Genomic DNA, 12106 nt, shown 5'->3' on the forward strand with positions numbered 1-12106 from the left:
TAATAGACAAGATGATGGCAAGGAAAGTTGGACTGTTTATAAACTGGGAAGTGTTTTTACAACTAGCGTTTCTTAAGAATTTAGGAATATCTATAGGGATCATTTTGCTGTTTCTTATATTTAGAAAAATTTTCGCGAAGTACGTATTTGCCCTATTGCTGAAGCTGAGCAAAAAAGCACCGACTTCATTTTTATCAAATGTGTTTCTTGCATATGAAAAACCAATCCAATTACTGTTTCTCATTTTAGGGATCTATATTGCTGCTGATTTTTTTCCTTATTTTAATGAGCATGGCAAGTTGTTTCTAACCCTTATAAAAGCTTCCATTGTGTTTGTGATCAGTTGGGGATTGTATAATCTATCCTCGACTTCATCCTTATTGCTAACCAAACTCAATCATAAATTTAACTTTGAACTTGATGAAATTCTTATTCCTTTCCTATCAAAAGCGTTACGGGCACTAGTTGTCATCATTAGTTTAAGTGTTATTGCTCAAGTATTCGGCTATGAAATAAGTGGGCTCGTCGCAGGATTAGGAATAGGCGGCTTAGCCATCTCTCTTGCGGCAAAGGATGCCATTGCCAATCTGTTTGGTGGAATTGTGATCATAACGGAGAAGCCTTTTTCGATTGGCGACTGGATTTTGACGCCGAGTGTAGAAGGAACAGTTGAGGATATCACATTTCGTAGCACAAGAATCCGCACATTTGCCCAAGCGGTTGTCACGGTTCCAAATGCGACTTTGGCAAATGAATCGATTACCAATTGGAGCTGGATGGGAAAAAGGCAAATCACGTTTCAATTAAGAGTGGCACACGATACGCATAAGGAACAATTGAAGATAGTAGTCCAGAAAATTGAAGATCTTTTACGGAATCATCCAGAAATTCATCAAGAAACAATTCATGTACGATTTGATCAGTTCATGGAAAATGGCTTCGGTGTGTTCCTTTATTTTTTCACGAAAACAACGATTTGGGCCGATTTTCTAAAAGTAAAAGAAGAAATCAATTTTGCGATTCTCGATATTCTTGAACAAGAAAATGTCAAAATGGCGATTCCGAGTAGGATTCTTTATTTCGATATGGATTTTAGCGAAGTTTCAAACGAAGGTTTAAGCTAAATTCATAACTCCTTTTTTGTTAGGTTAAATTAGTATCACTAACAGAAAAAAGGGGTTTTTCTTTTGAGAACAGTCCAATGCTTTAATGAATATGATCCGCTAAAAACCGTTATCGTCTGTGAACCTCGTCACTTGATGAAGCAACAATCAATGCATACCAGTATTGATACAGCGATCAAACAGCATCATCATTTGGTATCGACCGTAAAAGATTACGGAGTAGAGGTTATTGAGATACCTGCTGTCCCTCAGTTTACGGAGCAAGTATTCACACGTGATACTGGTTTTGTACTAGGGAGGGAAGTTATCGTAGCAAAAATATCGAATTATCGGAGACAAGGAGAGGAAGAGCAGCTAAAAGATTGGCTTCAAAATGAGGGAATTCCTTTTAATGAAACCACTGAAGGGACTGTTGAAGGAGGGGATGTCCTGATTGATGGGAATACGGTGTATGTAGGGTTGAGCAATCGAACCAATCAAAAAGCAGCAAAGGCCATTCAAGAAATGCTGCCGGAAATGGACGTAATGGAAGTCCCGTTTACCGATCATTTTCTTCATTTGGATTGTGTATTTAATATCCTTTCTCCGACAGAAGCGATCATTTATTCAGAGGAAATTCATGGTGAAACGGTTCAGACTTTGAAAAAAAGATATGACTTAATTGAGGTAACGAAGGAAGAGCAAGCTTGTCTGGCGACGAATATTTTATCGATAGGTAATAAAAAAGTGATCAGCCTTCCAGTTAACAAAGCGCTTAACATGGAATTGAGCAGACGTGGTTATGAGGTCATTGAAGTAGAGCTATCGGAAATATTGAAATTTGGAGGCTCCTTTCGTTGTTGTACACTGCCGCTTTTTCGATCTCATTCATAATTACAAAAAAACTGGGCAACTTAGAGTTAAAAAAGTAGAGGTTTTATATACCTTGATTGGACTTACTATTTCGATAATCATATTTAATGCAATTGCTTTACGGAAAAGTCGGCTAACAGCTAATCAATCACTTCATATTTGGATATTTACTATCGCCTTTCAAGCTATTTTTGATACGATCATCGAGTTTAAATTTCATGGTTATTGGTATTTTTCTAAGGAAATCGATTGGCGTGGGCTATTAGCTCATACGATCCTACTTCCCCCCGTTAATATCATGTTCCTAAGCTATTTTCCATTTCAAAACAACAGAGGGAAGCAATTTATCTATATTTTCCTTTGGACATTGGGAATCTTGCTATATGAAGCCGTCACGCTTTTACCTGAACCATGGGGTTATTTTCATAGTGGATGGTGGAAATTATGGCATTCCGCTGCCGTAGATCCTATTCTTTTCTTACTATTAATAGGCTACTTCAACTGGGTCTTAAGATTGGAAAATAGGTCAAAGCCAGGAAAGGTGCCAGGTACCTAATTCAATAATTTGTTTCCAAGAATGGCTATGAAATAAATGACCATGGTGATTAATCCAAAGGGTACACCGAATTTTGCCCATTCAGAGCTTGTAATGTTTAGCTTTCCTGACGAAATTATATTCGGAATGTTCCCTGGAACAAGCATACCACCACTAATGATGAGCCCAAGTAAAATCGCCTTGATCGTTTCATGTGTCATCGATGGGCTTATTTCTGCTGCAGCTAAGGTTGCGTTGTCCAAAACGGCTGAAATCATATTGATCCAATAGAGAATGTTTGCATCTAATCCAAGTATGTAAGTGTTAATAAGCGGTTCAAACCCTGCCCCTAAAAGCGTGAGCCCCATAACAAATAAATATATTTTTCCAGTGCGAAGGATAATCTCTGAATAAGGTTCTGTCTCATTTACATAGGATAATTTTGTTTTTCTAAATCGTGGTTGGACAAAAAGCGCCGCAACAATTCCCATCATCAGAATGCCTAAAATGACTTCACGTCCGATCAATTTAAATAGAAAAAAGGTATCCTCATTCAGTTTGCTCGTGATAATGGTAGACAATGGCTCACCGATCGGGGTCAAGGCAGCCCCTAAGCCGATTGAAAAACAAGCAAGGATGACGAGCTTTACTTCTGAAGCTCTTTCTAGTCGTAGCACAGAAACGATAATGACGAGAACGAGGGCCGCGATAATGGCTGTAATGATGCTTGAGAGTAAGCCGAGAATGATGACAACGAGTGCAAAAAATAATGGATACGGCACGGCTTCACTTATTCGTCGGATTAATTTTTCGAGTGGAACTTTCAACCATTTAAAGAGAACACCTGCAACCAAGACAGCCAATGTGATTTTGATTGGATCCTTGACGGCTTTCATAAATAAGGTGGAATCCAGTACTCCACCTATGTAGGCGGCGCAAATCCCCATGATAAAAAGAAAAACTTCGAGATGTCGTTCAATAATTTTTACGGAAAAAGGTAGAAATAAAACTAAGAGTAAAATAAAAATTAATCCTGTCATGTTGGTTACCTTCCTAATCATTTTTGCAAGTCCTATGAAAATGAATATGCTCGTCCGCGTGAAATATGCTAGACAATCAAAAAGAGCAGAGACGATCTCTGCTCTTTGCTGATCAATTTCTTCCGATTAAAATATCAAAATCTATGGTGATTTCAGTAGACTCCTCGTTTAGAAATGTATTAATTCTAGATTCCTTAGCTGACCAAGCAAGTGGAGTCATTTGAATCAAATTTCTCATTCCATCAGTAGTCAGCTTTGTTGTATAGCTCAAACGCTGAATATCTAAGAGCTGAAAATGCTTTGTAAACAATGCTACCGTTGCATCGTTTTTATAGCTTTCTTTTTCAGTACGTTCAAAAAGTACCTCTCGTAGCTCACGTAAATAATTCGAACGAGGCACCACCTTAATAAGGAGGCCACCTGGGACCAAAATTCGCTTGAATTCCTTGTAATTGGACGGCGACAAGATATTGAGAATGGTATGAAACTTGTCATTTTCAATGGGTAGATTTGCTAAGTCTCCAACAATCCATAGAGGGTGCCTATATCGTTTAGCTGCCATCTGAATGCCTTCCTTTGAAATATCGAGACCGACTCCGATAAATGCTTGTTGCTCCATTATTTTCTGCAAATGTGAACCCTCACCACAGCCTGCATCTAAAACCATATAAGGAAGGGTAGAGCTATTCATATCCTTCGCTATGATCTTCGATAGGCTCTCATGTAGGGGGTGGAATAGGTAACTCTCAGAAACAATCTGCTGCCTTGATTCAAATAGTTCTTTTTTATAATAGCTGCTAGAAACACTGCTTAATAAATTCACATAGCCATTTTTTGAAAAATCAAAGGTATGATTTTTTGAACAGACCAGACTCTTGTGATCAACAATCTTCATTGTATTTTTACATAAGGGGCATCTGAATGCCTCCACATATTTTTGAAATTGATTTATGCTTCGTTCCTTTTTATTCATGATGTCTCTTCCTTTCGCAATAAAAAAAATCACAGGAAACTGCCTGTGATTTCAGAGTAAAGGGAAGAAGCCTCATCTTTAATCAGGTAAGATGCTATGCCAAATAAACCTTCGTTTTGTAGAAGGTGAATGAATGCATAAATAAAGAAAGGCAGATCGATCCGCCTTTCCACAAATGTCATATGAGCAATTGAAGAATATTAAAAAAGGACAGACTGATCCCATTTACTCTGTCATCACAAACAGAGCCTTTGAACGTATGAAATTACTGGTTCAAAGCTGGGAATCGAAGTCTCATGAAATGTGTCATTTTTTAATATTCCTCCTTAAAATTTCAGTATTATTATAAAATCTATAAGGGGAAAAGTAAAGAGTTGCGTATATAAGCATATTATTATATATTGATAAATGGAGGTGAGTTACATGGGGCAAAGTATAGATATGGAGCAGGCAGCTAACCTATTGAAGCTGTTGGGTGATAAGACAAGATTAACAATGCTACGGATATTACTCGAGCAGGATTGCTGTGTCTGTGAGTTTGTAGAAATATTTGAGGCGAGTCAACCGGCTATTAGTCAGCATTTACGAAAACTAAGAGATGCAGGTCTTGTAAAAGAAAATCGCAGAGGGCAATGGATGATCTATTCGCTCAATCAGCAGTATGAATACTTTGATTATGTTCACCTTCTATTAAAAGAACTGCCAAGTCAGGCAGACAAACTTGAAGAATTAGAGAAATTAGGAAAAAGAATCTCATGTGATTAACCATTTTGGAGGTAAACATTTTGTCTTTAGCAATCGTGATGGCTATTATCATTTTTCTTGTAACACTGACCCTTGTCATCTGGCAGCCGAAGGGATTAGGAATAGGTTGGACAGCATGCGGGGGAGCTATTTTAGCTTTATTATTTTCCGTTGTTTCCTTTGAAGATGTTATTGATGTAACAGGTATTGTATGGAATGCAACGTTAGCGTTTATTGCCATTATTATCATTTCTCTTATTTTAGATGAAATTGGCTTTTTTGAATGGTCCGCGTTACATATGGCACGGGCAGCAGGTGGAAATGGGGTAAAGATGTTTATTTTTGTTACCCTACTTGGCGCTGGAGTGGCTGCCCTTTTTGCCAATGATGGAGCGGCGCTTATTTTAACACCAATCGTACTAGCGATGGTACGCAATTTGCAATTCAATGAAAAAATGGTCTTTCCATTCATCATGGCGAGTGGTTTTATCGCTGATACAACGTCGTTACCGCTTGTCGTCAGTAATCTCGTGAATATTGTATCAGCAGATTTCTTTAACGTAGGTTTCGCTGAATATGCGTCACGCATGATCGTACCAAACTTTTTCGCGTTGGGAGCGAGTATTCTCGTCCTCTTCTTATATTTTCGAAAAAGCATTCCGAGAAAATATGATCTTGCTAATTTGAAGGAGCCTAAAGAGGCGATCAAGGATTTAAGAATGTTCCGTTTGTCTTGGTTCGTTTTAGCGATTTTATTGATTGGATACTTCATTAGTGAATTCATTGGCATACCAGTATCCTTTATCGCAGGTATTATTGCCATTTTCTTTTTAATCATGGCGAAAAGAAGTCCAGCAGTTCATACGAAAATGGTTATAAAGGGTGCGCCTTGGAGCATCGTTTTTTTCTCGATTGGTATGTATGTCGTCGTATACGGACTTCGTAATGTTGGACTAACGAGTCTTTTGGCTGATTTGATCCAACAAGCTGCGGATCAAGGTTTGTTTGTGGCAACAATCGCAATGGGCTTTATAGCAGCAATCCTTTCTTCAGTCATGAATAATATGCCAACTGTTATGATTGATGCACTGGCAATTGCTGAGACGAATACATCAGGTGTTATTCGTGAAGCACTTATTTATGCAAATGTGATTGGCTCTGATTTAGGACCAAAAATCACACCGATTGGGTCATTAGCGACGTTATTATGGTTGCATGTCTTATCCCTAAAAGGGGTTAAAATATCATGGGGTACTTATTTTAAAACAGGCATTATTTTAACAATCCCAACATTGTTCATTACGCTTTTGGGCTTGTATATATGGTTACTGATAATTTAAAGGAGCTGACATCATGGATAAAAAAACAATCTATTTCTTATGTACAGGTAACTCTTGCCGTAGTCAAATGGCTGAAGGGTGGGGGAAGAAATATTTAAGTAACGAATGGGACGTGAAGAGCGCAGGACTTGAAGCACACGGCTTAAATCCCAATGCAGTAAAGGCGATGAAGGAAGCTGGAATTGATATATCAAGCCAAACTTCTGATGTCATTGATCCTGAAATTTTAAACAACGCGGATCTAATTGTCACGTTATGTGGCCATGCAGCGGACAATTGTCCTGTGACTCCACCACATATAAAACGCGTACACTGGGGCTTTGACGATCCAGCAAAGGCAGAAGGAACAGAAGAGGAAAAATGGGCGTTCTTTACTCGAGTAAGAGATGAAATTGGAGAACGAATCAAACGATTTTCAGAAACAGGAGAATAAGTTTTAGTGAGGGTGTCCTTAGGGACACTCTTTTTCGTATCGGAAGGCATTCATAATCCGCGTTCGGAGCCTCCTTATTTTAAGAAAGCAAATTACGGAACCTCAATCAAACGTTTGATCAAAAACGCCACGTCGCCAATGGGCTGGCGTGTTCAAGTTGAAAGTTAATTTTTCGGATCGTTTTTGTGAGATAAGGATTAGGTCAAAAGGTCTGCCAGAGCTCATGCATTATCGCGAGAAAGCAAAAAAAGATCTGTCAATCAAACGATTGATCAAAAACGCCACGTCGCCAATGGGCTGGCGTGTTCAAGTTGAAAGTTAATTTTTCGGATCGTTTTTGTGAGATAAGGATTAGGTCAAAAAGTCTGCCTCAGCCCATGCATTATCGTGAGAAAGTAAAAAAGGATCTGTCAATCAAACGATTGATCAAAAATGCCACGTCGTATATGGGCTGGCGTGTTCAAGTCGAAAGTTAATTTTTTCGATTATTTTTGTGAGATAGGAATAAGGGCCAAAATGAGCAAAAATAATGATTTTAGCCGTCTTATTATAGCAAGAAAGTAAAAAAGAACCTGTCAATCAAACGATTGATCAAAAATGCCACGTCGTCTATGGGCTGGTGCGTTCAAGTCGAAAGTTAATTTTTCGAGTTGTTTTGCTGAGATAGGAAAAATGGCTGATTTGAATGGGAAATGTCAATGTAGTCGTCTCATTATCGTAAGAAAGTAAAAAGAAACCTGTCAATCAAACGATTGATCAAAAACGCCACGTTGCTTATGGGCTGGCCCGTTCAAGTTGAAAGTTAATTTTTCGAGTTGTTTTTGCAATATATACTTTAGGGCTTTTTACATGGGGAAATAACTTCAAATACCTGTTTTCGCAAAAACGGGAACAAACAGTGAAGCGGGGGTTCCGAAAGTATGAATCAGAAGCTGTGGGAATAATTGAGACTGAGTTACGAAATCCTAGTTATTTTAAGAAAGCATAAAAGAAACTACCAATCAAACGATTGATCAAAAACGCCACGGCGCATAAGGGCTGGCGCGTTCAAGTCGAAAGTTAATTTTTTCGATTATTTTTGTAAGATAGATTATCGGATATAAATCCATTGACTAAAACAGAGGATTACAAGATTAAAATTTGTAATTGAAAATGATTATCAGTTATAATGAAATTAGTAATGATAACTTCTTTAAAGGGATAGGAGTGGAAATATGTTCGTTCTAATGAGAAAGACGGTTGTTACAGAGGGAAATGCTGAAAAGGTAGTGTCTAGGTTTAGTGGTGAAGGGATTATCGAGAAGCAGCCTGGATTCGTTGATTTAACTGTGATGGTTAAACAAGTTCGTAAAGGTGATGAAGAAGTAGTAGTACTTATTCGTTGGGAATCTGAAGAGGCATGGAAGAATTGGGAAAAGAGCCCGGAACATATTGCAGGTCATAAAGCGAAGCTTGGACAAGCAAAACCTGATTATATTATTAGTGCAGAAGGAAGTAAGTATGAAGTGAAAGCAGTAAAAACAGCCGTAAAATAGACCATTCTAGTAAACTATAAATCACAAAAGGAGAGGTATGAGGCCTCTCCTTTTCCGATCATTTTATAATATCGTGGTCAACATAACGTTCGCCGTTTAATTCACTTACGATGTTAATCGCAACCTTTGCACCGTCTCCGGCTGTGATAATGGTATGCATACTCACGCCTGCGCAAGTACCTGCAGCCCAAATGCCTTCTACATTTGTTTTTCCAGCTTGGTCAACGTCAAAGATTGTTTTAATACGTGGTTCCGTACCAGGCTTCGTGTTCACGCCTGATTTTTCTCCAAGGTCTACACCCATTCCTGTCGCCAGAATGACATGCTTTGCTTCGTATTCGCCGCTTTCAGTCACAACAACTAGGTGATCTCCAGCTTTGTTAATCGCAGTAGCGTCTGCTTGAACGATTTCAGCACCAAACTTTTTCGCTTGGTTTTTTCCTGTTTCTACTAAATCGGGACCAGAAATCGCGGGTGCGCCGTAATGGTTATCTAACCAAGCGCGCTTTGTCACGCTTTTATCGTTATCTAAAATTAACGTTTTCTTTCCTGCTTTTGCTGTAAAAATTCCCGCACTTGCTCCAGCTGGACCAGCTCCAATAATGACTACATCATACATATGTAATGGCCTCCTTATTATAAGATATACAGTTATATTAACAAAATCTTCCGAGAATATCTCACAATTAGTCTTGAGACCTTAGTCTATTGGTTTATCGGTAGGAACGGAATTATTCAATTCGTCTTTCGCTTCTTGCCCGACACTTTTTACCCCTAAAATATCAAGGACGAAAACGAATACGGGAATTCCAACAATGAGCCCCCATACACCAAAGTAATGCTCGCCGAAAATAAGAACGATAAATGTATAGAAGACAGGCAAATGTGTTTTTGAAGACATCAATTTTGGATTCAAAATATACGCTTCAATTGCATGGATGATCATGATCACGATTAAGATGTAGACCACATACATGTAGCCACCAATTGTATAAGCGATTGTACATAACGGAACTAGAGAAATCATGACCCCAGCAACAGGGATAAGTCCAAGTGCAAATACCATGATGGATAATCCTAATATTTGCGGGAAGTCCATGATCCATAAGGCAATTGTCGTAATTGCACAGTTGACGATGGCGATCACAAATTGAGCTTCAATTACTTTTCCGAATGTGAGGACAAATTTTCTAGCGAAAAATTCAATCTCCTTATAAAACGGAGCAACCTTGCTATATTTAAATTTAGTAGTGAATTCGATGAGTTTTTGTTTTTCTAACAAGAAGAACAAGCTTAAAATTAGCGAGATAAATACTTGCACACCCATAGCGCTAATATCCGTAAAGGATTTCAGGATGAAATTTACACCTTGATCCAAATAGTTACTAATGCCATTTTTTTCGATAATCTCCACAATGTAATTGAAAATTACATTATCACGCGGCTGTAGATAAAAAGCTTGTAGTTGCTTAAATAATTGCGTGATTTCAATTGTAATGACTGGGAGGTACTTCACAAGTCCATAGGTCAATAACCCAATGATGGTTAAGTAAGAAAACAGAACTGTAAAGTTTCGATTGATTTTAGTCTTTCTTGTGACAAGTTCCACAAGTCGGTCCATAAGAAAAGAAAAAATAAATGTTAACAAGATCACATTTATCATGCTTTTTAAAGCAATTAATGCAATCATGATAATTGCGAAAATTATAAATCTTTTTGCGCCATTCTTATTTAAAAAGTTATTTATATTTTCCATCGTTGTCGATGTTTCCTCCAGTACAAATGAGATTTTCTGTCTAACTTTATTTTAGCATATATACAATGGTGATTGTGGTCAAAAAAGTAGTCTCATGTGAGCATTTTGAAAACTTCTTTATGCTGGAGGATAGGAGATTGATAAATAAAAAGAACCATCATTTCCGTGATCGAATGAATGGTTCTTGTGTTTATGTTGATACATATAATCTTTTTTCGTTTTTGTCTTCCTTGTTGTCATATCCATTACGGCAAATGGGCTACGGTTGCATTCAGGATTTCGTCTTCCTTCACGCGCTAATTTTTCACGGTATTTCTTTGCTCGAGACTTTGCCAAAACAAATCACTCCTTGTTTTCAAGTTATATCTAGTATACTAAATTAAAATCATTTTGGAACAAAGGAAAAGGGAGGATTTATACATGACTTTTCATAGCACGCCAAATGTATATGTCAATCAAGTGCATCTTAAGGTAACTGATTTGGTGCGGTCGTTAACTTTTTACGAAGAAATCATTGGCCTAAAGGTATTGTCTCAGACAGAAAAATCTGCCGTTCTAACTGCTGATGGGAAAAATCCATTAGTAACCATCGAAGATCCAGACGGTGTCATACCTAAAGAGCCACGTCGCACGGGTTTGTATCATTTTGCATTACTCCTTCCAAATCGAGAAGATTTGGCAGCCTGCTTAAAACATCTTGTTGAAAGTGGTTATCCTCTACAAGGAGCTTCCGATCATCTTGTTAGTGAGGCAATTTATTTAGGGGATCCAGATGGAAATGGGATTGAAATTTATGCGGATCGCACGAGTGAACAATGGCAATGGATGAATGATTCGATCGAAATGGATACTGTTGCACTCGATGTGCAAGATTTATTTTCACAGTGGAAAGGCGATGTGTGGCAAGGGTTGCCCGCAGGAACAATTATGGGGCATATTCATCTGCATGTTGCTGATTTACGTGAGGCCGAACGATTTTATTGTGAAGGTCTCGGCTTTGATATTGTGACTCGTTATGGCGGGCAGGCTCTCTTTATTTCAACTGGCCGATATCATCATCATATCGGACTAAATACGTGGAATGGGCTAGGGGCTCCAGCACCTTCCAAGTCGAGTGCAGGATTAGAACATTATACACTTCTATTCCCAAGTGACGAAGAAAGACAGAAAGCAGTGGAACGATTACAGAAGATGAATGCAAATATTATTGTGGCACAAGACCGTATTCAGGTAAAAGACCCATCAGGAACGCAAATTATATTAGCTGTGAAAAAAGAGTCAGTGATTTAGTTCACTGACTCTTTTTTCCATTTGCGTTATTATTCACCTAGGTAAGCAGTTAGCATCCATACATGGGTGTCGATTTTCTCGATTAAACCAGTAGCTAAATCGTTTGTAATCACGTCATCTTGTTCTTCCGATAATTTAGCAAGTTCAACAAGTTGTTCTTTAATTGCCTTGTAATCAGAAACAAGAGTAGCAACCATTTCGCTTGCCTTTGATTCGTTGTTTGTTTCTGCTAGAGTAGCAGTTTCTAAGTATTCCTTCATCGTAGCAACTGGTTGACCGCCAATTGCAAGAAGACGTTCAGCAACTTCGTCAACTGTAAGCGCTGCTTCATTGTATAACTCTTCAAATTTTTCATGAAGGGTGAAGAAAAGAGGTCCTTTTACATACCAGTGAAAACGATGTAGCTTCGTGTATAGAATACTCCAGTTAGAAATTTGTCCGTTTAATGCAGTTTGTAGATTCATTTATATTCCTCCTCAAACAA

At 38.2% G+C, this 12106-nt stretch carries 16 protein-coding genes; 9 read left to right on the forward strand and 7 right to left on the reverse strand.

Annotated elements, in window-relative coordinates; all coding sequences use genetic code 11:
• Positions 1-14 precede the first annotated feature (14 nt).
• The 3 genes from FAR12_RS17015 (at position 15) to FAR12_RS17025 (ending at position 2532) form a co-directional block, all read left to right on the forward strand.
• A complete protein-coding gene (locus FAR12_RS17015; protein ID WP_170972239.1) occupies positions 15-1124 on the forward strand; it encodes a mechanosensitive ion channel family protein in 1110 nt (369 codons plus the stop codon).
• 63 nt (positions 1125-1187) lie between these two features.
• On the forward strand, positions 1188-1997 hold the full coding sequence (locus FAR12_RS17020; protein ID WP_246010427.1) for a dimethylarginine dimethylaminohydrolase family protein: 810 nt from the start codon (positions 1188-1190) through the stop codon (positions 1995-1997).
• 52 nt (positions 1998-2049) lie between these two features.
• Positions 2050-2532: a hypothetical protein gene (locus FAR12_RS17025; RefSeq protein WP_126410007.1), complete on the forward strand. Its 483-nt coding sequence runs from the start codon at positions 2050-2052 to the stop codon at positions 2530-2532.
• Here the strand turns inward: FAR12_RS17025 and FAR12_RS17030 are convergent.
• The 3 genes from FAR12_RS17030 to FAR12_RS24190 all read right to left on the reverse strand — a co-directional run bounded on the left by FAR12_RS17030 (position 2529) and on the right by FAR12_RS24190 (position 4834).
• Complete coding sequence (locus FAR12_RS17030; protein WP_126410008.1) at positions 2529-3551, reverse strand: DUF1646 family protein; 1023 nt, start codon at positions 3549-3551, stop codon at positions 2529-2531. The genes FAR12_RS17025 and FAR12_RS17030 overlap by 4 nt on opposite strands.
• Positions 3552-3663: 112 nt before the next feature.
• Positions 3664-4524, reverse strand: a complete 861-nt coding sequence (locus tag FAR12_RS17035) for a putative RNA methyltransferase (protein ID WP_126410009.1) — start codon at positions 4522-4524, stop codon at positions 3664-3666.
• Between the two features lie 265 nt (positions 4525-4789).
• Positions 4790-4834 carry an erythromycin resistance leader peptide gene (locus FAR12_RS24190; protein WP_126410072.1) on the reverse strand — a complete coding sequence of 15 codons (45 nt, stop codon included), beginning with the start codon at positions 4832-4834 and terminating at the stop codon, positions 4790-4792.
• A 113-nt stretch (positions 4835-4947) separates the two neighbouring features.
• Between FAR12_RS24190 and FAR12_RS17045 the strand changes: the two genes are divergently transcribed.
• The 5 genes from FAR12_RS17045 (at position 4948) to FAR12_RS17060 (ending at position 8576) form a co-directional block, all read left to right on the forward strand.
• On the forward strand, positions 4948-5289 hold the full coding sequence (locus FAR12_RS17045; RefSeq protein ID WP_246010428.1) for an ArsR/SmtB family transcription factor: 342 nt from the start codon (positions 4948-4950) through the stop codon (positions 5287-5289).
• A 38-nt stretch (positions 5290-5327) separates the two neighbouring features.
• Positions 5328-6608: an arsenic transporter gene (locus FAR12_RS17050; RefSeq protein WP_126410073.1), complete on the forward strand. Its 1281-nt coding sequence runs from the start codon at positions 5328-5330 to the stop codon at positions 6606-6608.
• A 13-nt stretch (positions 6609-6621) separates the two neighbouring features.
• A complete protein-coding gene (gene arsC, locus FAR12_RS17055; protein ID WP_126410011.1) occupies positions 6622-7041 on the forward strand; it encodes an arsenate reductase (thioredoxin) in 420 nt (139 codons plus the stop codon).
• A gap of 6 nt (positions 7042-7047) precedes the next feature.
• Positions 7048-7209, forward strand: a complete 162-nt coding sequence (locus tag FAR12_RS23535; protein ID WP_170972240.1) for a hypothetical protein — start codon at positions 7048-7050, stop codon at positions 7207-7209.
• A 1046-nt stretch (positions 7210-8255) separates the two neighbouring features.
• Positions 8256-8576: an antibiotic biosynthesis monooxygenase gene (locus FAR12_RS17060; protein ID WP_126410012.1), complete on the forward strand. Its 321-nt coding sequence runs from the start codon at positions 8256-8258 to the stop codon at positions 8574-8576.
• A 58-nt stretch (positions 8577-8634) separates the two neighbouring features.
• Here the strand turns inward: FAR12_RS17060 and FAR12_RS17065 are convergent, their stop codons facing one another.
• The 3 genes from FAR12_RS17065 to FAR12_RS17075 form a co-directional block, all read right to left on the reverse strand.
• The gene (locus FAR12_RS17065) at positions 8635-9195 is read right to left on the reverse strand and encodes an FAD-dependent oxidoreductase (protein WP_126410013.1); all 561 of its coding nucleotides are present in this window, start codon (positions 9193-9195) and stop codon (positions 8635-8637) included.
• An 81-nt stretch (positions 9196-9276) separates the two neighbouring features.
• On the reverse strand, positions 9277-10332 hold the full coding sequence (locus FAR12_RS17070) for an AI-2E family transporter (RefSeq protein ID WP_126410014.1): 1056 nt from the start codon (positions 10330-10332) through the stop codon (positions 9277-9279).
• A 117-nt stretch (positions 10333-10449) separates the two neighbouring features.
• Entirely contained in the window at positions 10450-10668 is a 219-nt protein-coding gene (locus tag FAR12_RS17075; RefSeq protein WP_126410015.1) for a hypothetical protein, read from the reverse strand.
• Between the two features lie 84 nt (positions 10669-10752).
• On the opposite strand from FAR12_RS17075, the gene FAR12_RS17080 reads away from it, so the two are divergent.
• Positions 10753-11622, forward strand: a complete 870-nt coding sequence (locus FAR12_RS17080) for a VOC family protein (protein ID WP_126410016.1) — start codon at positions 10753-10755, stop codon at positions 11620-11622.
• Positions 11623-11651: 29 nt separating this feature from the next.
• On the opposite strand, the gene FAR12_RS17085 is transcribed toward FAR12_RS17080, so the two are convergent.
• Positions 11652-12086, reverse strand: a complete 435-nt coding sequence (locus tag FAR12_RS17085; RefSeq protein WP_126410017.1) for a Dps family protein — start codon at positions 12084-12086, stop codon at positions 11652-11654.
• Positions 12087-12106 lie beyond the last annotated feature (20 nt).

The sequence above is a fragment of the Bacillus yapensis genome, assembly GCF_005280205.1.
Classification (GTDB): domain Bacteria; phylum Bacillota; class Bacilli; order Bacillales; family Cytobacillaceae; genus Robertmurraya; species Robertmurraya yapensis.